Below are 22,131 nucleotides of genomic sequence, written 5' to 3' on the forward strand. Positions count from 1 at the left end.
TGCTATGAGCACCGAGAACACCACCCCCGCCGCCACGACACTCTGGGTCGAGCGCACCGGCACCCGCCGCTACACCGGCCACAGCTCGCGCGGCGCGCAGGTGCTCGTCGGGTCCGAGGACGTCGAGGGCGTCTTCACCCCGGGTGAGCTGCTGAAGATCGCCCTGGCCGCGTGCACCGGGATGAGCTCGGACGCACCGCTGGCGCGGCGGCTCGGCGACCACTACGCCGCGACCGTGCGCGTCTCCGGCGCCGCCGATCGCGACGCCGAGGTCTACCCGCGGCTCGACGAGGAGCTCGACATCGACCTGTCCGGGCTCGACGCCGACACCGCGCAGCGTCTCCTCACCGTGGTCGCACGCGCCGTCGACGCGTCGTGCACCGTCGGCCGCACCCTGAAGGCGGGCACCGAGGTGTCGCTCACCCTGCCGACACGATGAGCGGGCCCACCGACGCCGACGACACCCTTCGGCTCACGGCGTGGGTCCACGGGCGCGTGCAGGGTGTGGGGTTCCGTTGGTGGACGCGAGCGCGTGCGCTCGAACTGGGGTTGGTCGGGCACGCCACCAACCAGCCGGACGGCCGGGTGCTCGTCGTCGCCGAGGGACCACGCGACGCCGTCGACGGACTCCTCCGTCTCCTGCGGGGTGACACCACACCGGGGCGGGTCGATCTCGTGGTGGACGACGTCGGACCCGCCGTCGGGGGACTCGAGGGATTCGTCGAACGGTGAACCGAACCGACAGGTGAGGCGGAGGTTTCGCCCCGGTGACCGCCCGGCGACGACTGGGATGTCCACCGGTGGTGTGCGACGTGGGTAATCTCTACCGTCGTGCACCTCAAGAGCCTGACGCTGAAGGGATTCAAGTCCTTCGCGTCGGCCACCACCCTGCGCTTCGAGCCGGGGATCACCTGCGTCGTCGGACCGAACGGATCGGGTAAATCCAACGTCGTCGACGCGCTGACCTGGGTGATGGGGGAGCAGGGGGCCAAGGCCCTGCGCGGCGGCAAGATGGAGGACGTCATCTTCGCCGGGACCTCCGGGCGCCCGCCGCTGGGCCGCGCCGAGGTCACCCTCACCATCGACAACTCCGACGGCGCCCTGCCGATCGACTACTCCGAGGTCTCGGTGACCCGGCGGATGTTCCGCGACGGCGCCGGCGAGTACGAGATCAACGGCAGCACGTGTCGCCTCATGGACGTGCAGGAACTGCTCAGCGACTCCGGCATCGGCCGCGAGATGCACGTGATCGTGGGGCAGGGACGACTCTCGGCGATCCTCGAGTCGCGTCCCGAGGACCGTCGTGCGTTCATCGAGGAGGCAGCTGGGGTCCTCAAGCACCGCAAGCGCAAAGAGAAGGCCGTCCGCAAACTCGAGTCGATGCAGGCGAACCTCGCCCGTCTCACCGATCTGACCGACGAGCTGCGTCGACAGCTCAAGCCGCTGGGTCGCCAGGCCGAGGTCGCCCGTCGCGCGCAGACCGTGCAGGCCGATCTGCGCGACGCCCGTCTGCGGCTGGCCGCCGACGACCTCGTGACCCTGCGGACCGCCATGGCCGAGCAGACCGCCACCGAGAGCCTCATCAGGGAGAACTCCGACCGCGTCGCCGCCGAACTCGATCGCGCGACGGCCGAGATGACCGACCTGGAGACCCAGGTCGCCTCGATCGCCCCCGCGGCACAGCAGGCCGCCGCGGCCTGGTTCCGACTCTCGGCCCTGGCCGAACGGGTCGACGCCACCCGGCGCGTCGCCTCCGAGCGGGTGCGCCACCTCGCCGAACCCGTGGTCGCGGCCGCCACCGGACGCGATCCCGACGAACTCGACGCCCAGGCGGCCGCCGCCGCCGAGGAGGAGGAGATCCGCGCCTACGCGGTCACCGAGGCCGACGATGCGCTCCAGGCCACCCGGGCGGCGCTGGCGGCTGCGGAATCGATTGCCGCGCAGGCCGACAGGGCCCATCTGGCGGCGGTCCGCGCGGTCGCCGACCGGCGTGAGGGATTGGTGCGTCTGGAAGGTCAGGTCACCAACCTCGCCACCCGCGCGGGGTCGACCGACGCCGAGGCGGCCCGCCTGTCGGCCGCGATCGTCGACGCCGACCGCCGCGCCGACGAGGCGCAGGCCGAACTCGACACCGTCGCGGCGACCGTCGGCGACCTCGACGCGACCGAACGCGGCCTCGACGAGCACCACGAACGCAGCGTCGTCGCCCTCAACCACGCGAACGAACGCGTCGCGGAGCTGCAGGCCGCCGAACGCGCCGCCGAACAACGGGTCGCGTCGCTCACCGCCCGTATCGAGGCGTTGTCGACGAACCTCACGCGCAAGGACGGCGGCGCCTGGCTCCTGTCGAACGACGTTCGGGGACTGCAGGGTTCGGTGGTCGACCTGGTGAAGGTCGCCCCCGGCTACGAGGCCGCGATCGCCGCCGCGCTCGGTCCGGCCGCCGACGCCGTCGCCGCCGACGACACCGACGCCGCCCGCACCGCGCTCGCGACACTCAAGGACGCCGACGCCGGCCGTGCCGCCCTGTTGCTCGGCGGGTTGAGTGCGCCCCGGCGCCAGGGCCCCGCGCTGCCGCCGGGCGCGCGGTGGGCCGCCGAGGTGGTGACCGCCCCGGAGCAGCTGCGTGGCGCGGTCGACCTGCTGCTCGCCGACACCGTCGTCGCCGACAGTGACACCGTCGCCGCCGACGTGGCCGCGCGTGCCCGCGAGGCCGGCGACCGACTGCACGTGGTGACCCTCGACGGCGACGTGCTGGGCCCGGGGTGGATCAGCGGCGGCTCCGACCGTCGGCCCTCCACCCTCGAGTTGCAGGCCGACATCGACTCCGCCAAGGCCGATCTCGTCATCACCGCCCACCAGGGCGAGGAGATCGCCGCGGCGCTCTCGGGTGCCCTCGGCGAGCAGGAGGCCCGCCGCCAGTCCGCCGACGACGCCCTGGTGGCCCTGCACGAATCCGACGCGGCGGTCGGCGCGGTCTACGAACAGCTCGCCCGCCTGGGTCAGACCGTGCGCGCCGCCCGCGACGAGTCGGCCCGCCTCGCCGCCCAGCGCAGCGCGATCGAAGCGGGCCGCACCACCGCCCTCGCCGAACTCGCCGAGATGGAGGAGCGGCTGCGCGCGGCGCAGGTGGACCCCGACGACGAGGGGACCGATCTCGACACCGACGGTGAACGTGTCGCCGCGGCCGGCGCCGTGGCCGAGGCCCGGACCACCGAGACCGAGGCGCGGCTGGCGTTGCGCACCGCAGAGGAACGCCTGGCGTCGGTGCGGGGACGTGCCGATTCCCTGCGCCGCGCCGCCGAATCCGAGCGCGAGGCCCGTGCCCGCGCCGAACGACAGAACCGCGCCCGGGCGCACGCCGCCGCAGTGGCCGAGGTGGTGGTGACCGCGGCCGACGACATCATCGTCCGCCTGAGCGGTGCGGTGGCCGATGCGCAGCGGACCCGCGACGACCTCGAGACCGCACGCACCGACCGTGCGGCGCTGCTCGACGCCGCACGACGCCAGGTCGCCGAGCTCACCGGTGAACTGAACCGACTGCGCGATCGGCTCCACGCCGACGAGGTCGCCGGGGCGCAGGCGGCGCTGCGGGTGGAGCAGCTCGAGGAGCAGATCGTCTCCACCCACGCCATCGGCCTCGACGACCTGCTCGCCGAGTACGGCCCCGATGTGGAGTTGCCGCCGACCGAGCTCGAGATGACCGAGTACCGGCAGGCCGTCGAGCGTGGCGAGATCGTGGTCGCGCCGGCACCCATGCGATTCGACCGCGCGGTCCAGGAGGCGCGCGCCAAACGCGCCCAGAAGGACCTCACCACCCTGGGCAAGGTCAACCCGCTCGCCCTGGAGGAGTTCGCGGCCCTCGAGGAGCGCTACACCTTCCTCTCCACCCAGCTCGAGGACGTCCGCAGCGCGCGTCGCGATCTCCTCGACGTCGTCGACGACGTCGACGCGAAGATCCTGCAGGTGTTCACCGAGGCCTATGCCGACGTCGAGCGCGAGTTCGTCGAGGTGTTCAAGACCCTGTTCCCCGGGGGCGACGGACGGCTGGTGCTCACCGACCCCACCGACATGCTCACCACGGGCATCGAGGTGGAGGCGCGCCCCCCGGGCAAGAAGGTCAAGCGGCTCTCGCTGCTGTCGGGTGGGGAGAAGTCGCTGACCGCCGTGGCGATGCTCGTCGCGATCTTCCGGGCGCGGCCCTCGCCGTTCTACGTGATGGACGAGGTGGAGGCCGCCCTCGACGACACGAACCTGCGGCGCCTCATCCGGCTGTTCGAGCAACTCCGGGAACGCTCGCAGCTGATCGTCATCACCCACCAGAAGCCGACGATGGAGATCGCCGACGCGCTCTACGGGGTGAGCATGCAGGGCGACGGCATCACCACCGTCATCTCCCAGCGCCTGCGCGGCATGGACGTCACCACGTCGGGCGCCTGATCGGCTCGTCGGCGCCGAGGCGTCGGCTGACACAATGACTCACGTGAACACCGAACTCATCATCGGCATCGGCATCGTCGTCGGCGTGATCGTCGCGATCCTCGCCGTCGTGTTGATCGCCCGGGTCGTCGCGAACCGGCGCCGTATCTCGTTGCGGGACGGCACCTCGACCGATCAGCCCACCCGTGAGGTCGATCGCTCGGGCGGCTACCAGGCGGGCGGTGGTTTCACCTTCAGCCAGGGTGGCGGCGCCGGTCTCGCCGATCCGCCCGCGGAGACGACGTCGGCGCCCCCGCCGACCGTGACACCGCCTGCCACGACCTACGAGCGCACCGAGACCGACGGCCAGCCCGGTGTCGGCGACGACGCGTCGGTCCCGCGCGATTCCGCGCAGCGGGGGATGAAGGACATCTCCCTGCCCGATCTGGACACACCGGATCTCGACACGCCGGATGTGGACACGACCGGCGCCGAGCCCGAGACGGCCGACACCGATGCCTCGGCCCTCGCCACGCCCGCGCCGCTCGACGTCATCGAGCCGGTCGACGGCCGGTTGCTCCGACTGCGCGGCCGCCTGGCCCGTTCGCAGGGCACCCTCGGCAAGGGCGTGCTGGGACTGCTCGGTGGCGGCGATCTCGACGAGGACTCCTGGGAGGAGATCGAGGACACGCTCATCTCGGCCGACCTCGGCAGCGCCACCACCGCCCGCGTCGTCGACGCGTTGCGCACCGGGTTGGCGACGTCGTCGGTCCGCACCGCCGCGGAGGTCCGCGCACTGCTCCGAACGGTGCTCATGGCCGAGTTGATGCCCGATCTCGACCGCTCGATCCGGGCGCTCCCGCACGCCGGCGTACCCGCGGTGTTGCTCGTGGTGGGCGTCAACGGCACGGGCAAGACCACCACCGTCGGCAAGCTCGCGCGCGTGCTGGTCGCCGACGGTCGTCGTGTGCTGCTGGGCGCGGCGGACACCTTCCGCGCCGCGGCCGCCGATCAGCTGCAGACCTGGGGGGAGCGCGTCGGGGCGCAGACCGTCCGGGGACGCGAGGGTGCCGATCCCGCGTCGGTCGCGTTCGATGCGGTCGCCACCGGTGTCGCCGACGGTGTCGACGTCGTGGTGGTCGACACCGCGGGCAGGCTGCACACCAAGACCGGTCTGATGGACGAGCTCGGCAAGGTCAAGCGAGTGATCGAGAAGAAGACCGCGGTCGACGAGGTGCTGCTGGTCCTCGACGCGACGACGGGCCAGAACGGGATGATGCAGGCGAAGGTGTTCGCCGAGGTCGTCTCGATCACCGGCGTCGTGCTCACCAAGCTCGACGGCACGGCGAAGGGCGGCATCGTCTTCCACGTGCAGCACGAGCTCGGGGTCCCGGTGAAACTCGTCGGACTCGGCGAGGGTGCCGACGATCTGGCGCCGTTCGAGCCGGGTGCGTTCGTCGACGCCCTGTTGGGCTGAGCCGACCCACTGCCGTCCCGCTGCGCCCGTTTTGCCCGATCGCGCGAGTCGTTTGCCTCGGCTCACGACTTTCTGACCTGGGGCGATACCTGCGCGAAATATGAGGCGCCGATCCGTTCACACCCGGGAAACATGCAGTAGCCATCACCGAAACATCCGGATAGGAAAGTTCTCCCAGATCGAAGCCGCGGCCTCATGCCGTGGTGATGAAAATCGAGGAGGAATAGGGTGGCTTACCCCGCAATGGGTGTCCCGGATACCGGAGACACCGCCTGGATGCTCGCGAGCGCAGCGCTCGTGTTGCTGATGACCCCAGGTCTGGCGTTCTTCTACGGCGGCATGGTGCGCGCCAAGAACGTCCTCAACATGATCATGATGAGCGTCATCGCGATGGGCATCGTGACCGTGCTCTGGGTGCTCTACGGATTCTCCTTCGCCTTCGGCGACGACAAGGGGAACATCATCGGCGACCCGGGGCAGTACCTCGGGCTCAAGGGCGTGATCAGCGGCAACGGCGCGGCTGCGGTCGCCGCCGACCCGGCCACCGGGACCGCGGCCTCCGAGGCGGTCAACATCCCACTCTTCGGCACGCTCCCGCTGTCGGTGTTCGTCGTCTTCCAGCTCATGTTCGCCATCATCACCGTGGCCCTCGTCTCGGGCGCCGTGGCCGACCGCATGAAGTTCAGTGCCTGGGCCGCGTTCACCGTCCTGTGGTCGACCATCGTCTACTTCCCGGTCGCGCACTGGGTGTTCGCGTTCGACGGCTACACCGGTGAGACCGGCGGCTGGATCGCCAACAAGCTCAAGGCGATCGACTTCGCCGGCGGTACCGCGGTCCACATCAACGCCGGTGTCGCGGGCCTCGTCCTCGCGATCATCCTCGGCAAGCGCCGCGGCTGGCCCGGCACCCCGATGCGTCCGCACAATTTGCCGTTCGTGATGCTCGGCGCCGGTCTGCTGTGGTTCGGCTGGTACGGCTTCAACGCCGGTTCGGCCACCGCGTCGAACGGTGTCGCGGGCTCGACCTTCCTCACCACCACCGTCGCCACCGCCGCGGCCATGCTCGCCTGGCTCGTCGTCGAGGTCATCCGCGACGGCCACGCCACCTCGCTCGGTGGCGCGTCGGGTGTCGTCGCCGGTCTGGTCGCCATCACCCCGTCGTGTTCCTCGGTGAACGTCCTCGGCGCGCTCGTCATCGGTGTCGTCGCCGGTGCGATCTGTGCCCTGGCGGTCGGACTGAAGTACAAGCTCGGGTTCGACGATTCGCTCGACGTCGTCGGCGTCCACCTCGTCGGTGGTCTCATCGGAACGCTGCTGGTCGGACTGGTCGCCACCCACCAGGCCCCGGCTGCGGTCGACGGTCTGTTCTACGGCGGCGGATTCGATCAGCTGTGGCGCCAGGCGGTCGGGGCGTTCGCGGTGCTGGGCTACTCCGCCATCGCAACTGCCATAATTGCTCTGATCATCAAGTTCACCATCGGACTCCGTATCGATCCCGAGGGTGAGGCCGAAGGTGCCGACGAGTCGCAACACGCCGAGTCCGCCTACGACTTCGCCGCACTCGGTGGAAGCTCCGGAAGCAGCGCATTGAGCCAGAGCGGCGTCGCTCTCGGCAAGGAGGGATGAGTCAGTGAAACTGATCACAGCAATCGTCAAACCGTTCACACTGGAGGACGTCAAGACCGGGCTCGAGCAGGCCGGGGTCCTGGGTATGACGGTCAGTGAGGTCCAGGGCTACGGCCGCCAGAAGGGCCACACCGAGGTCTACCGCGGTGCGGAGTACTCGGTCGACTTCGTCCCCAAGGTCCGCGTGGAGGTCGTCGTCGACGACGCCGCCGTGGACAAGGTGGTCGACGTCATCGTCGAGGCCGCGCGCACCGGCAAGATCGGTGACGGCAAGGTCTGGGTCTCGCCGGTCGACTCGGTGGTGCGGGTGCGCACCGGCGAGCGTGGCGGCGACGCGCTCTAGAGGTATACGTACACCTGTGCCCTTCGTGACCAGCGGTGACGATTCGCACGGCGACCACGCGGAAGGCCCTGCGTCCGACTCGACGTCGAACGCGGGGCCTTCCCCGTCGCCGGATCGATCGTCCGGGCCGCGCACCCCGACCCCGGCCGCACCCGCGGCGGCGACCGACCTCGTCGACGCCCGCCGCCGACTGCTGCGCACCACTGACGGCACCAAGCGGGCCGACGCACCCGCACTCCGGCAGATCCTCGTCGACCTCCACGATTTCTGGCTCACCACCAAGGGCGCCGAGATCGGCGTTCGCCCCGACAGCGGTTTCGCGATCGTCGCCGTCGGCGGATTGGGGCGCCAGGAACTGCTGCCGCACTCCGATCTCGACCTGATCCTGCTGCACGACGACATGGACACCGCCCGTGTGTCCGAGGTCGCCGACGCGCTCTGGTACCCCCTGTGGGACGCCCACATCAAGCTCGACCACAGTGTCCGCACCGTCCCGCAGGCCCTGCAGGTCGCCGCAGCGGACATGACTGCCGCGCTCGGACTGCTCGAGGCCCGGCACATCGCCGGTGACGAGGCGCTGACCACGCTGCTCATCAGCGGCGTCCGGCGTCAGTGGCGCAGCGACATCCGCACCCGGTTCCCGGAACTGGTCGACCAGGCGTCGGACCGGTGGCGCCGCAGCGGCGACATCGCCCACCGCGCCGAACCCGACCTGAAGAACGGCCGCGGCGGACTGCGTGACGTGCAGATGCTCGGTGCACTCGCGATCGCGCAGCTCACCGACGGCATGGCCAACTTGCGTCCCGACTCCCCGGGGGCGGGGCTGCAGGTGGCCTACAACCGGCTGCTCGACATCCGCACCGAACTGCACCGGATCGCCGGCCGCCCGCGCGAACAACTCCGCGCCCAGGACGCCGACGAGATCGGTGCCGCATTGCGCATCGGCGACCGCTTCGACCTCGCGCGGGTGATCAGCGACAGCGCCCGCACCATCAGTTACTCGGTGGAGGTCGGGCTGCGCACCGCAGGCAACGCGCTGCCGCGCCGCGGTCTCGCGAAACTGCGTCGCTCACCGGTACGTCGCCCCCTCGACGAGGGTGTCGTCGAACACTCCGGTGAAGTGGTGTTGGCGCGCAACGCGATTCCCAGCAAGGACCCGGGACTGATCCTGCGCGTGGCCGGCGCGTCGGCCCGCACCGGACTCCCCATCAGCGCCTCGACCCTGTCGCGGCTCGCCGACTTCGCGCCCGAACTGCGTGAGCCGTGGCCGGCCGAGGCACTGAGCGACCTGTTGGTGCTGCTGGGCACCGGGCGACACATGGTGGCGCCGATCGAGGCCCTCGACCGCACCGGCCTCTGGGGACGTCTGCTGCCCGAATGGGGTGCGGTGCGCGACCTCCCGCCCCGCGACGCCATCCACACCTGGACCGTCGACCGGCACCTCGTGGAGACCACGGCCTATGCCTCGACGATGACGACGCGGGTGTCGCGGCCGGACCTGCTGGTCCTCGGTGCCCTGCTCCACGACCTCGGCAAGGGGCGCGGAGCCGACCACAGCATCGTCGGCGCCGAACTCGCCACGCAGATCGGCAACCGGTTCGGACTGTGGCCGCAGGACGTCGCGACGCTGTCGGCCATGGTGCGTCATCACCTGCTGCTCCCGGCGACGGCGACCCGCCGCGACCTCGACGACCCCGCCACGACACAGGCCGTCGTCGACGCGCTCGGGGGAGACCGGGTGCTGCTCGAACTGCTCGCCGCGCTCGCCGAGGCCGACTCGCTGGCCACCGGGCCCGGGGTGTGGGGCGACTGGAAGGCCTCGCTCATCGGCGACCTGGTCCGCAAATGCCTGCGCGTCATGGACGGTGAGCAGCTGCACCGCCCGGACCCGCTGACCGACGACCAACGCGACCGGGCGAAGGCCGGCGGGGTCCACGTCGACATCGTCGGGACCGGCAGCATGCACACACACCTGGTCACGATGATCGCGCCCGACCAGCCGGGCCTGCTGTCGAAGATGGCCGGGGTGTTGTCACTGAACGGTCTGCGCTGCCGCAGCGCCGCGGTCCAGTCGTACGCCGACAGCATCGTCAACACCTTCCTCGTGGTACCCGCCTTCGGCGACCCGCCCGACGCCGGTCTGCTGCGACAGCAACTGCTGCAGGCGACCGCGGGCACCCTCGACGTCATCGCACGCATCGACGCCCGCGAACGGGATTCACCGATCCCCACGGCGCCGCCGCCGGTCACCGACCCCGACGGCGCCCCGGTCGCGGTACCCGCCCTGTTCGCCCAGGCCCCGCCGAAGGTGCTGTGGTTCGACGTCGAGCCCGCCGGGACCGACACCGCCGGCGCAGCCGCCGACTCCGGTGCGCCCGAGCGTGTCGTGATGGAGCTGCGCGCGGCCGACCGCTCCGGGTTGCTCAGCCGGGTCGCCGCGGTGCTCGACACCCACGGGGTGACCATCGAGTGGGCCTCGGTGTCGACCATGGGCGGCACCGTCGTGGACACGTTCTGTCTCCGGCTGCCGACGGGAACGCCGGACGGCGACGAGATGCGTCGGACGCTGGCCGACGCGGTGCTCACGGTGGTCCCACCGCCCGAACCGCCCCGCGAGAACGACGACGGGACGAGCGCGGCCGGCGTCCCGATAGGGTAGGGCCATGTTCGATTCGCTGTCCGACCGGTTGACCGGGGCACTCAAAGACCTGCGCGGCAAGGGAAAGCTCACCGATGCCGACATCGACCGCACCTGCCGGGAGATCCGCCTGGCCCTGCTCGATGCCGACGTGTCGCTGCAGGTGGTCCGCGGCTTCATCGCCCGGATCAAGGAGCGCGCCAAGGGCGCGGAGGTGTCGGGTGCGCTGAACCCGGCGCAACAGATCGTCAAGATCGTCAACGAGGAGCTCGTCGGCATCCTCGGTGGTGAGACCCGGCGCATCGCGTTCGCGAAGACCCCGCCCACGGTCATCATGCTCGCGGGTCTGCAGGGTGCCGGTAAGACGACGTTGGCGGGCAAGCTCTCGGCGTGGTTGACCAAGCAGGGTCACACCCCACTGCTCGTGGCGTGTGACCTCCAGCGCCCCGGCGCGGTGAGCCAGCTGCAGATCGTCGGTGAGCGTGCGGGCACCCCGGTGTTCGCGCCGCATCCGGGGACCTCGGTCGGCGGCGAGGGCGAGCTCGGGGTGAGCGCCGCCGACCCGGTGGAGGTCGCGCGCGCCGGTGTCGCCGAGGCCCGCGCCAAGCAACACGACATCGTCATCGTCGACACCGCCGGCCGACTCGGCATCGACGAGGAACTGATGGCGCAGGCCGCGGGCATCCGCGACGCCGTGCAGCCCGACGAGGTCCTGTTCGTCGTCGACGCCATGATCGGACAGGACGCGGTCACCACCGCCGAGGCCTTCGCCTCCGGTGTCGGTTTCACCGGTGTCGTGCTGACGAAACTCGACGGTGACGCCCGCGGTGGCGCCGCGCTGTCGATCCGCGAGATGACCGGTGCGCCGATCATGTTCGCGTCGTCGGGCGAGAAGCTCGAGGAGTTCGACACCTTCCACCCCGACCGCATGGCCAGCCGCATCCTGGGCATGGGTGACGTCCTGAGCCTCATCGAGCAGGCCGAGGAGCACTGGGACGCCACGCAGGCCGAGGCGGCCGCGGCGAAGATCACCCAGGGCGAGCTCACCCTCGAGGACTTCCTCGAGCAGATGCTGATGATCCGGAAGATGGGGCCGATCGGGAACCTGCTGGGCATGTTGCCCGGGGCCGGTCAGATGAAGGACGCCCTGAGCCAGGTCGACGACAAGCAGCTCGACCGTGTGCAGGCGATCATCCGCGGCATGACCCCCGCCGAACGCGACAACCCGAAGATCATCAACGCCTCGCGGCGTCTGCGTATCGCCAACGGATCCGGTGTCGCGGTGAGCGAGGTCAACCAGCTCGTCGACCGCTTCTACGAGGCCCGCAAGATGATGGCGGCGATGTCGGGACGCATGGGCATGCCCGGCGCGAACCGCCGCACCAACCGCAGCAAGAAGGGCAAGAAGGGGAAGAAGGGATCCGGTCGCGGACCCACCCCGCCGAAGATGCGCGGTGGCATGCCCGGGATGGGGATGCCCGGCATGCCCGCCGGGTTCCCGGACCTGTCGAACATGCCCGCCGGACTCGATCAGCTGCCGCCGGGGCTCGAGGGCATCGACATCTCGCAGTTCCAGAAGCCGAAGAAACGCGGCTGACCGCCCGCGTGATGCCCGAGTCACCCACTGCCGCACTGCATTTCCGCGGTCACTGCGTCGACACCGACACCCCGGTCGAGTTCTGGACCCACGACGGCCTCATCACCTTCGAGCCGGTGCCCGGTGCCGACACCGTCTGCGACGGCGGGTGGATCACGTCAGGACTCGTCGACGCCCACAACCACGTCGGCATCGCCCCGGGGCTCGGCGTCACCCTCGACCAGGCCCGGGGTTTCGCCCGGCTCGACGCCCGCGCCGGGGCCCTGTTGATCCGCGAGGTCGGCTCGCCGCTGGACACCCACCCGCTCGACGCCGATCCGAACGGCCCGCGGTTCATCCGGTCGGGTCGCCACATCGCACGTACCAAGCGCTATCTGCGCGGGTACGGCGTCGAACTCGACGACCCCGACACCCTCGCCGACGAGGTCCGCCGGCAGGCCCGCGTGGGTGACGGCTGGGTGAAGCTGGTGGGGGACTGGATCGACCGCGAGGTCGGGGACCTCGCGCCGCTGTGGACCGACGCGCAACTCGCCGCGGCGGCCGAGGCCGCGCACGCCGAGGGCGCCCGCATCACCGCGCACATCTTCGGCACCGACGCCCTGCACGGCGTCATCGCCGCGGGATTCGACTGCATCGAACACGGCACCGGGCTCACCGACGACCTCCTCGCGGCGATGGCGCAGCGCGACATCGCGCTCGTGCCGACACTCATCCAGGTCGAGAACTTCCCGTCGATCGCCGACGGCGCCGACCGCTTCCCGACCTATCAGTCGCACATGCGCGCGCTGTACGCCGGCGCCCACGACGTGTTCGCGCACGCCGTCGAGGCCGGTGTGCCGATCTACGCGGGCACCGACGCCGGCGGGTTCGTCGACCACGGCCGCATCGTCGACGAGATGGTCGCGCTCACCACCATCGGGCTCGACGCCGCCACGGTGGTCGCCGCCGCAACCGTCGGATCCCGGGAGTGGCTGTCGGGGAGCACCCTCGGCGAGGGGGAGCGCGCCGACCTCATCGTGCTCGACGCCGATCCACGCGTCGACATCGAGACGCTGCGCGCCCCGCGCGTCGTCGTCTGCGGTGGTGCCGTCCTGTAGACGACCGACTCGGCGAGATTTCGTCGGGGCCACCCCTGCGTGGCAGAATGGGCCGCTGGTTCGTCGGACCCGGTCACGTACCGCCCGACGGTCACACCACCACAAACCGCAAAACCGGGCCCACCACACCGGGTGGGTCGCTGAATTGCACTGTGACCGCAGATGAGAGAGAAACAATGGCTGTCAAGATCAAGCTCACCCGCCTCGGCAAGATCCGCAACCCGCAGTACCGGATCGTCGTCGCCGACGACCCCGACCGCCGCGACGGCCGTGCGATCGAGACCATCGGCAAGTACCACCCGAAGGAAGAGCCCAGCCTCATCGAGATCGACTCCGAGCGCGCGCAGTACTGGCTGGGCGTGGGCGCACAGCCCACCGAGCCCGTCGCGGCGCTGCTCAAGGTCACCGGTGACTGGCAGAAGTTCAAGGGCCTCCCGGGCGCCGAGGGCACCCTCAAGGTGAAGGAGCCCAAGACCAGCAAGCTCGACCTGTTCAACGCGGCCCTGGCCGCCGCCGACAGCGAGCCCGCCGCCGAGGCGACCACCCCGAAGAAGAAGGCCGCCAAGAAGGCAGACGCCGAGGAGCCCGCCGCCGACGCCGCACCGGCCGCCGGGACGGACGCGTGAGCACTGTCGTCGCCGACGCCATCGAGCACCTGGTGCGCGGTATCGTCGCCAACCCCGACGACGTCTCGGTAGACATGATCACCGGTCGCCGGGGACGGATGGTCGAGGTGCACGTGCACCCTGAGGACCTCGGCAAGGTCATCGGCCGTGGCGGTCGCACCGCCACCGCCCTGCGCACCCTCGTCACCGGTATCGGTGGCCGCGGGGTGCGTCTCGACATCGTCGACACCGATCGCTGATCGCCCGATCGCCGAACAGACCGATTCGATGGACCTCGTCGTCGGACGCATCGTGAAATCTCACGGCGTCCGCGGCGAGGTCGTCGTCGATGTACGCACCGACGACCCCGACACCCGCTTCGCCGACGGATCTCGCCTGCGCGGACGCCTGCCGAAGGGCGGCGGTGAGCGCGAGTTCGTCGTCTCCGGTGCCCGCGACCACGGCGGACGGATGCTCCTGCGCATCGACGGCGTCGACGACCGTGGCGCCGCCGACGAGCTACGCGGTGTGTTGTTCCTGATCGACACCGCTGCAGTCGATTCCGGCGACGATCCCGACGAGTTCTACGACCACGAACTGATCGGGGTCGCGGTGACGACGGTCGGTGGCGACCCGGTCGGCGAGCTCACCGAGATCCTGCACCTCCCCGGCGGCGACACCCTCGTGGTGCGCACCCCGCAGGGCCGTGAGGTGCTCGTACCGTTCGTCGCCGAGATCGTCCCGACGGTCACCACCGAGCGCATCGAGATCGACCCGCCGGACGGATTGCTCGACCTCGAATGACCGGTCCGTCACCGCGGATGCGGATCGACGTGGTGTCGATCTTCCCCGAATACCTCGATCCGCTGCGGATGGCGCTGCTCGGTCGCGCCATCGACCGCGGCATCCTCGCCGTCGACGTCCACGACCTCCGCGACTGGACGCACGACGTCCACCGCGCCGTCGACGACTCGCCCTACGGAGGTGGTCCCGGAATGGTGATGAAACCGCAGGTGTGGGGCCCGTGTCTGGACGACGTGTGCCCCGACGACGCCGTCCTGGTGGTCCCGACACCCGCCGGGGAACCGTTCACCCAGCGCGTCGCGGAGGAACTGCGCGACGAGTCGCACCTGGTGTTCGCCTGCGGTCGCTACGAGGGCATCGACCAGCGCGTCGTCGACGACGTCGCGCGGCGCGGCCGTGTGCGGGAACTGTCCATCGGCGACTACGTGCTGATCGGCGGTGAGGTCGCCGCGATCGCCATGATCGAGTCGGTGGTGCGCCTCATCGACGGAGTCCTCGGCAACGCCGCGTCGCATCAACAGGATTCGTTCTCCGACGGTCTGCTGGAGGGGCCGAGCTACACCCGGCCGGAACACTGGCGAGGACTCAGTGTCCCGCCGGTGCTCCTCGGCGGCGACCACGCCGCGATCACCCGGTGGCGCCACGAACAGTCACTGGCGCGGACCCGTGCGCGCCGCCCCGATCTGCTCGACGAGACAGGCACGGCCTCCCGTCGGCCGACCCCGCCGTCATCCCCACCGAAGTCCGACATGTCCGACGGCCCGCTCGACTAGCCTGACCTGGTGCACCACTGGTTCACCCACGACATCCTCGACGCCGGGCGCCTCCCGCTGTTCCTGTTCTTCATCGGGTTCATCGTCGGGTTCGCCTGCACCCGCGTCAGTGTCCGCCTCATCCGCGCCGAGAAGTCGTGGTGGTTCGGCAACGTCAGCACCGGCGCGACCCACGTCCATCACATGGTCTTCGGGGTCGTGCTCTCCCTGGTATCGGGCGTGTCGATCGTCGCCGTCTCGGTCACGGGCTCACAGACCACGCTCTCGGTCCTCGCCTGCTTCTTCGGTATCGGTGCCGCCCTCGTCCTCGACGAGTTCGCGCTCATCTTCTACCTGCGTGACGTGTACTGGGCCGAGGAGGGACGTGCCTCGATCGACGCGGTGTGGGCCGCGCTCGGCGCGACCGGCATGGTCCTGCTCGGGTTCCGACCCCTGGAGCTGTTCCAGCTGTCGGGACTGTCCCCCGACGACGGCTGGGCAGAGGTCGCCATCACCGTCGTCCTCGCCGCGGTGAGCCTGCTGCTCGCCGCCGTCGTGTTGGCCAAGGGCAAGATCTGGACCGGACTCATCGGCATCTTCGCGTGGCCGCTGCTGCTGGTGGGCGCCCTGCGGCTCGCCCGCCCGGGGTCTCCGTGGGCGCGGTGGCGCTACACCCATCGACCACGCCGGATGGAGCGGGCGATGTCGCGCGAGCGCCGGCTGCGGCGGCCGCTGATCCGCGCGAAGATCTATCTGCAGGACCTCATGGCCGGACGGCCGGATGTCCCGCACGCCATCTCCGAGGCCGAGTCGGTGCTCGACGAGGTCGTGCACGCCGCCCCGCCGCCACCGGGCTCGGCGGTCACCCCGAGCGCCGGAACAGTCGGGGTCGCGTCGACGGCGTCGTCGATTTCCGCCCGGAGGGGGCGCTCTGGCACAATGGTCGGGTTGCCGTTCGAGGGAGACGCGGCTGCGTCGAGGTCGATGCAGTCCGTGCCACCGTCCGGCGAACCCCACGACTAGATCACGAACCGGTCGAACCGTGTCGCCGTCCGCGGCGCCGGCCGCCAGGTTCCTCTGACTCAGTGACGATGACCACCGATTGGATCCGCAGATGAACACCCTGGACTTTCTCGACAAGCAGTCGATGCGCGACGACATCCCGGCCTTCCGGCCCGGCGACACCCTCGACGTGCACGTCAAGGTCATCGAGGGGTCCAAGGAGCGCGTCCAGGTCTTCAAGGGCGTCGTGATCCGCCGCCAGGGTGGCGGTCTCCAGGAGACCTTCACCGTGCGCAAGGTGTCGTTCGGCGTCGGTGTCGAGCGCACCTTCCCGATCCACAGCCCGAACATCGCGAAGGTCGACGTGATCACCCGCGGCGACGTGCGTCGCGCGAAGCTGTACTACCTGCGCGACCTGCGCGGCAAGGCCGCCAAGATCAAGGAAAAGCGCTGACGTTGGTCAGTGGGCCGGGTCCCGACCATGCGGTCGGGCCGGCTCCCTCGGCGCGTCCACTAGGCTGAGCGACGTGCCCGACACCCCCCGCCAGGACAGCCCGCAGGACCGGTTCGACGACGCCAGTGCGACGGACGACGCCGACTCGGACACCCACCGTCCCTGGCGAACTCGTGGCGACGGTGCCGGCGATGCCCCGCGTTCGGGCCGCAAACGGTCCGCGCTGCGCGAGACCGCGATCATCATCGTCAGCGTCCTCGTCCTCACGTGGATCCTGCAGACCTTCATCGGTCGGCAGTACGTCATCCCGTCGGAGTCGATGGAGAACACGCTGCACGGGTGCACCGGATGCACCAACGACCGCATCGTGATCGACAAGCTCACCTATCGCTTCAGCGATCCCGCGCCCGGCGACGTCGTCGTGTTCAAGGCGCCGACCCAGTCGTGGGACGAGGGCTGGACGTCGCCGCGATCGGACAACACGATCCTGCGCGGCGCCCAGGACGCCCTGTCGTGGTTCGGGTTCGCCCCGCCCGACGAGAACGACCTCGTCAAGCGCGTCATCGCCGTCGGCGGCCAGACCGTCGCGTGCCGCAACGCCGACAAGGTCGGTGTCACCGTCAACGGCAAACCCCTCTCCGAGCCGTACGTCGACAAGGCGCTGCAGCAGCAGGACGCGACCGTCAACACCGGGCTCGTGGTCTCCGAGAGCGGAACCCTCAGCAGCTGTCTCGGACCCGATTTCGGGCCCGTCACCGTGCCCAAGGGCAACGTGTGGGTGATGGGCGACAACCGGGGCAACTCGGCCGACTCGCGTTATCACATCACCGATGAACTCAACGGCACCGTCCCGGTCTCCGACATCCGCGGCAAGGTGCGCTTCATCATCTATCCGTTCTCCCGGATCGGTGGTGTGGGCGCGCACAACCCGCAGACGTAGCGGGGGAGTGACGTGAACCGGTGGCCACCGCGTGCGCCCGTCCGTCGGGCCGCGAGCCTTCGCACCTATGAATTCGCGCTCCACAACAGCGGTCTCGGCCCGGTGGCGGGTGTCGACGAGGCCGGTCGCGGCGCCTGCGCCGGTCCGCTGGTCGTCGCCGCATGCGTCCTCAAACCGACCCAGTTGGTCTCGCTCGCCGACCTCGACGACTCCAAACGCCTCACCCCGACGATGCGCGAGACGCTGTACCGGTCGATCACCCGCCACGCCGTCGCGAGCAGTGTGGTGATCGTCGACGCCGACGAGGTCGACCGCATCGGCATCCACGTCGCCAACATCGAGGGCATGCGTCGCGCGGTCGCCACACTCGACGTGACGCCCGGGTACGTGCTCTCCGACGGTTTCGTGGTGCCGGGTCTCACCGTCCCGTCGTTGCCGGTCATCGGTGGCGACGGCGCCGCGGCGTGCATCGCCGCCGCCAGCATCCTCGCCAAGGTCACCCGAGACCGCATCATGGTCGCGATGGAGGACGACCTCCCCGGATACGACTTCGCGGTGCACAAGGGCTACAGCACCGAGCTGCACATGTCGGCGCTCGACCGGCTCGGACCGTCCCGCGAGCACCGGATGTCCTATCGCAACGTCCGCGAGCGCGTCCGCGTCACGCCGGCCTGACATGGGTGACTAGGCTGACCTCCATGAGTGCGGAGGATCTCGAGAAGTACGAGACCGAGATGGAACTCTCGCTGTACCGCGAGTACAAGGACGTGGTCGGGCAGTTCACCTACGTCGTGGAGACCGAACGGCGGTTCTATCTCGCCAACGCGGTCGACCTGGTCCCGCGCAACGCCGACGGCGAGGTCTATTTCGAACTACGGATGTCCGATGCCTGGGTGTGGGACATGTACCGACCGGCGCGGTTCGTCAAGCAGGTACGCGTGATCACGTTCAAGGACGTCAACATCGAGGAGCTCGAGAAGTCGGAGCTGCGCCTTCCCGAGGACGGCGCGCTACCCGACTGACGCCGGCGTCCCCACCGGAACGATCACCCGAGCTCGGGGGACGGCGAGGCTGATCGCCGCGACCGCCGCCGCGGTCGCGCAGATGATCCACATGATCTTCGAGAACGCCTCGAGGAAAGCCCTGGCCGCGGCCACCCGGGCCGCGGGACGCAACGCGGGCTGCGCCTCACGCACGATCGCAGCCTGCGGACCGGCATCGGCATCCGAACCCTGCGCCGAACACCCCGGTGGGGACACCTCGGGGCGTGGTGACGACAACTGGCGCGACACACAGTCGCTGAACCGGCTCACGACGATCGGTTGCGCGACGGCCGGAACCGCGGTGTCGCCCAGACGCACCCGCAGATCGTCGGCCCCGGCCGACGCGCCCGCCGACGACGCCGACCCCACCAGGGCGAAGAACACGATGCCGATGATCGCCAGGCCCACCGACCCGCCGATCTGCTGGACGGTCGGGATCGTCCCCGAAGCCGAACCGACCGTGCGGGAGGTCGTGCCCGACAGGATCACGGCCTGCAGCGGAGCGACGAAGACGCCGGTGCCCAGGCCCCCGAGGACCAACGGCGCGATCAGCGATGCGATGGCGATGTCGTGGCGCGCGGGATCGATCACGATCGCCATCCACGCCACCGACGCGGCGAAGACGACCATGCCGACCGTGAGTGTCCGTGGTCCGATCCGCGTCACGACCAGGGGCGACAGAAGCGAACCGACCGCGGCGCCGAGCGCGAACGGCAACGTGATGAGTCCGGTGTGCAGCGGCGAGTAGCCGAGGCCGAACTGCGTGGTGATCGAGACGGTGAAGAAGAACGCGGTGAAGACGCTGAAGAACAACAACGAGAGCACCGCCCCGACCGCGAACGAGCGTTCGGCGAACAGGTCGAGCCGCAGCAGGGGTGCACCGCCGCGGCGCAGGAGCGCGCGCTCGTGGAGGACGAAGGCGACGAGCACGGCGATCGAGATCGCCAGCATCGCCAGCAGCCACCCCGGCCATCCCTTCTCGCGACCGGTCGACAGCGGGTAGATCAAAAGGAACAGTCCGATGGTCGACAGGGCCACCCCGGCCGCGTCGAGGGATTCACGCAGCGTCCCCACCACCGGCGGCATCGCCCGCGCGGCGATGACGCATGCGATGACACCGAACGGCAGGTTGACGAGAAAGATGGTGCGCCAACCGAGTCCGAAGGCATCGAGCCCCACGAGGGCGCCGCCGAGGACGGGACCGAGCATCGCCGCGACGCCCGCGGTCGCGCCGTAGACCCCGAACACCAGTCCGTGACGCGCCCTGGGGAAGATCGCGGAGATGATCGCGATGGTCTGCGCCGAGGCGAACGCCGCGCACGCGCCCTGCAGTCCACGCGCCGCGATCAGCTCGCCGGGGCCGGCGGCGGTCCCGCACAGCAGCGAGGCGATGGTGAACCCCGCCAGCGCGATGATGAAGACCCGCCGTCGCCCGAGTCGCTCGCCGATGCGCGACGCGGTCATCAGGGTGCACGCGAACGCGAGCGTGTAGACCGTGAGGACGAGCAGTTGGTCGGCCGACGAGGCGCCGAGATCGGTCGTCAGGTCGGGCAACGCGATGTTGACGATCGTCGTGTCGACCATCTGCATGAACACCGCGACCAGACATGCGGCGAACGCAGGCCACGCACGTCGGGAGGCCGTCGTCGCGCCCGTGTCGGTGGGGCTGGAAGTCACCGGTTGGTCGACGCCGCCGCAGGGCTGTAGTCGCCCGTCGTGGCGATCGAGTGGAACACGCCCAACAGTCGGTCGATGTAGAGCTTGATCGAGTCCCGCGCCTGGTCGGAGTCGGGATAGAGGAGCGTCATCACCGTGTAGTCGGGGAAGCGGTTCACCCAGAGGTAGACCTCCTCGGAACTTCCGCGGTTGCCGAACACGCCGCCGTTGATGTGGTCGAACATCTGCGCACCGGGGAGCTTGCGCACGTCGATGTAGCTGACCATCGGCACCACCCACCCCGGTGCGATGTCGATGTCGGAGTCGTCGTCGATGAGCTGCAACACACGGTGCAACGACACCTCCGACATCGTCTTGCCCGCCGCGAAGGACTCCTGCGCCGGACCGACGATCGAGGTGAACGTGGAGTCGGCGTGGACGTCGACCACGACCGGGATGAGGTTGGTGAACCAACCGACGGAGGTGAACTCGCTCGCCGTCGACCGGGTGTTCTTCGGCGTCATCCCCAGGTAGCGCTCGGTCCCGGTGAACTCGTGGGCGACGAGAGCGGCGGCCGCCATGACACCGGCGGCGACGCCGGAACCGTGGGCGCGGCAGACGTCCTCGAGTCGTTGTCCAGATGCGTCATCGTCGTAGACGCGCACCGTCGTGATGGCGCTGCGGGTGTAGTCGGCGCCGCCGGCGCCGAGGTCGAGCGGGAAGGTGGGCAGGCGGCCGCCGTTGTCGGCGAGCAGGGACAGCCACCGCGCGATCTGCGGCGACTCGGCGGTGAGCACCGCGGTGCCCTCCCGTTCGCGGCGGCAGTAGTCGATATAGCTGCCCGCCGGTGCGGGTGGGTTCGAACCGCCACCGAGCTCGTTGCCGTACAGGGCGATCAGGTCGACGCACGCCAGTGCCTGCGAGACGCCGTCGGAGTTGAGGTGATCGACCGCGAAGTAGATCGTGAACCCGGACTCGCGCTCGATGGTGCCGAAGGTGAAGCAGTCCCAGTGGAACGGTCCCGGCGTCTCGTCCTGCACGTGGGTGCGGATCTCCGACGCGTGCTCGCGGTGGCCGTGTGTCGTCGGCGCGAACTCGACACCGTCGGGGTCGATGACGTGACGGACGATGGAGTCGTCCTCGGCGCCGTGGGAGAACCAGCTCAAGAAGGTGTCGTGCCGTCGGATGAACTCGTTGACCGTCGCGGTCATGGCCTCGCGATCGAGGGTGCCCTCGAGGTCGAAGGAGATGAGGCACAGGCGCGAGAACCGGAAGCCGGTACTGCTGTTGCGCGCGGCTGCGCGCAGGTACTCCTCCTGCTGGTGCGAGGCCGGCACCGGGTGGGCGGGGGCGGACGCGGCGCGGGCCACCGAGGCGGGGGTCGCGGTCCAGCTGGTGAGAGTTCCACCGCGGGGCTCCCACTCGTCGATCAGGCCGAAATTGATCATGCCGTCGCACCCGTCGTCGAGCGGAGTCCTGCCTGCGCAGGTGATGATCCGGGCATGAGATTTCCCTTCAGCATGTGATGTTCCCCGATGAAGTCGGCGGTCACGGGGCCGGTCGGCCGCAATGACGTGGGGCTTCGAACCGGCTGAGGACGGTTGGGCATCATCGCCTGCGGGTGTCGACGCCGTCGGAGTCGCGTTCGAATGGTCGGAAGGTACCGTCGGATGTGTGG

Annotated in this window: 20 protein-coding genes; 18 read left to right on the forward strand and 2 right to left on the reverse strand. The window is 70.0% G+C overall.

Annotated features, from left to right (window positions below):
* Positions 1-4 precede the first annotated feature (4 nt).
* The 18 genes from TU34_RS08335 to TU34_RS08420 all read left to right on the forward strand — a co-directional run bounded on the left by TU34_RS08335 (position 5) and on the right by TU34_RS08420 (position 18,776).
* Positions 5-439, forward strand: coding sequence for an OsmC family protein (locus tag TU34_RS08335; RefSeq protein WP_045822411.1), 435 nt, complete (start codon positions 5-7; stop codon positions 437-439).
* A complete protein-coding gene (locus TU34_RS08340) occupies positions 436-732 on the forward strand; it encodes an acylphosphatase (RefSeq protein ID WP_045822412.1) in 297 nt (98 codons plus the stop codon). Before TU34_RS08335 ends, TU34_RS08340 begins: the two co-directional genes overlap by 4 nt.
* A gap of 99 nt (positions 733-831) precedes the next feature.
* Positions 832-4,440, forward strand: coding sequence for a chromosome segregation protein SMC (gene smc, locus TU34_RS08345; RefSeq protein WP_045822413.1), 3,609 nt, complete (start codon positions 832-834; stop codon positions 4,438-4,440).
* Between the two features lie 61 nt (positions 4,441-4,501).
* Complete coding sequence (gene ftsY, locus TU34_RS08350) at positions 4,502-5,896, forward strand: signal recognition particle-docking protein FtsY (protein ID WP_420835169.1); 1,395 nt, start codon at positions 4,502-4,504, stop codon at positions 5,894-5,896.
* A gap of 243 nt (positions 5,897-6,139) precedes the next feature.
* A complete protein-coding gene (locus TU34_RS08355) occupies positions 6,140-7,522 on the forward strand; it encodes an ammonium transporter (protein ID WP_045822415.1) in 1,383 nt (460 codons plus the stop codon).
* Positions 7,523-7,526: 4 nt separating this feature from the next.
* Positions 7,527-7,865, forward strand: coding sequence for a P-II family nitrogen regulator (locus TU34_RS08360; protein ID WP_045822416.1), 339 nt, complete (start codon positions 7,527-7,529; stop codon positions 7,863-7,865).
* A gap of 16 nt (positions 7,866-7,881) precedes the next feature.
* Complete coding sequence (locus tag TU34_RS08365) at positions 7,882-10,524, forward strand: [protein-PII] uridylyltransferase (protein ID WP_045822417.1); 2,643 nt, start codon at positions 7,882-7,884, stop codon at positions 10,522-10,524.
* A gap of 4 nt (positions 10,525-10,528) precedes the next feature.
* Positions 10,529-12,100, forward strand: a complete 1,572-nt coding sequence (gene ffh / locus TU34_RS08370; RefSeq protein WP_045822418.1) for a signal recognition particle protein — start codon at positions 10,529-10,531, stop codon at positions 12,098-12,100.
* Positions 12,101-12,111: 11 nt separating this feature from the next.
* Positions 12,112-13,197 carry an amidohydrolase family protein gene (locus TU34_RS08375; RefSeq protein WP_045822419.1) on the forward strand — a complete coding sequence of 362 codons (1,086 nt, stop codon included), beginning with the start codon at positions 12,112-12,114 and terminating at the stop codon, positions 13,195-13,197.
* Positions 13,198-13,373: 176 nt separating this feature from the next.
* Positions 13,374-13,823, forward strand: a complete 450-nt coding sequence (rpsP, locus tag TU34_RS08380) for a 30S ribosomal protein S16 (protein WP_045822420.1) — start codon at positions 13,374-13,376, stop codon at positions 13,821-13,823.
* Entirely contained in the window at positions 13,820-14,062 is a 243-nt protein-coding gene (locus TU34_RS08385; RefSeq protein ID WP_045822421.1) for an RNA-binding protein, read from the forward strand. The genes rpsP and TU34_RS08385 overlap by 4 nt, the downstream gene beginning before the upstream one ends.
* Before the next feature lie 28 nt (positions 14,063-14,090).
* On the forward strand, positions 14,091-14,606 hold the full coding sequence (gene rimM / locus TU34_RS08390; RefSeq protein ID WP_045822450.1) for a ribosome maturation factor RimM: 516 nt from the start codon (positions 14,091-14,093) through the stop codon (positions 14,604-14,606).
* Between the two features lie 17 nt (positions 14,607-14,623).
* Complete coding sequence (gene trmD, locus TU34_RS08395) at positions 14,624-15,379, forward strand: tRNA (guanosine(37)-N1)-methyltransferase TrmD (protein ID WP_082080040.1); 756 nt, start codon at positions 14,624-14,626, stop codon at positions 15,377-15,379.
* A gap of 9 nt (positions 15,380-15,388) precedes the next feature.
* Entirely contained in the window at positions 15,389-16,381 is a 993-nt protein-coding gene (locus TU34_RS08400; protein ID WP_045822422.1) for a membrane protein, read from the forward strand.
* 91 nt (positions 16,382-16,472) lie between these two features.
* Positions 16,473-16,814, forward strand: a complete 342-nt coding sequence (gene rplS / locus TU34_RS08405; protein WP_045822423.1) for a 50S ribosomal protein L19 — start codon at positions 16,473-16,475, stop codon at positions 16,812-16,814.
* 73 nt (positions 16,815-16,887) lie between these two features.
* Complete coding sequence (lepB, locus tag TU34_RS08410) at positions 16,888-17,754, forward strand: signal peptidase I (RefSeq protein ID WP_045822424.1); 867 nt, start codon at positions 16,888-16,890, stop codon at positions 17,752-17,754.
* Positions 17,755-17,766: 12 nt separating this feature from the next.
* Positions 17,767-18,429, forward strand: a complete 663-nt coding sequence (locus TU34_RS08415; RefSeq protein ID WP_045822425.1) for a ribonuclease HII — start codon at positions 17,767-17,769, stop codon at positions 18,427-18,429.
* A gap of 23 nt (positions 18,430-18,452) precedes the next feature.
* Positions 18,453-18,776, forward strand: a complete 324-nt coding sequence (locus tag TU34_RS08420) for a DUF2469 domain-containing protein (RefSeq protein ID WP_045822426.1) — start codon at positions 18,453-18,455, stop codon at positions 18,774-18,776.
* Here TU34_RS08420 and TU34_RS08425 read toward each other — a convergent pair.
* Both TU34_RS08425 and TU34_RS08430 read right to left on the reverse strand, forming a co-directional pair.
* Positions 18,765-20,474: a DHA2 family efflux MFS transporter permease subunit gene (locus TU34_RS08425; protein ID WP_045822427.1), complete on the reverse strand. Its 1,710-nt coding sequence runs from the start codon at positions 20,472-20,474 to the stop codon at positions 18,765-18,767. The two genes, TU34_RS08420 and TU34_RS08425, sit on opposite strands and share 12 nt — an antisense overlap.
* Complete coding sequence (locus TU34_RS08430) at positions 20,471-21,901, reverse strand: condensation domain-containing protein (RefSeq protein WP_045822428.1); 1,431 nt, start codon at positions 21,899-21,901, stop codon at positions 20,471-20,473. Before TU34_RS08430 ends, TU34_RS08425 begins: the two co-directional genes overlap by 4 nt.
* Positions 21,902-22,131: the final 230 nt, after the last annotated feature.

The organism is Williamsia herbipolensis (genome assembly GCF_000964005.1).
Lineage (GTDB): Bacteria > Actinomycetota > Actinomycetes > Mycobacteriales > Mycobacteriaceae > Williamsia_A > Williamsia_A herbipolensis.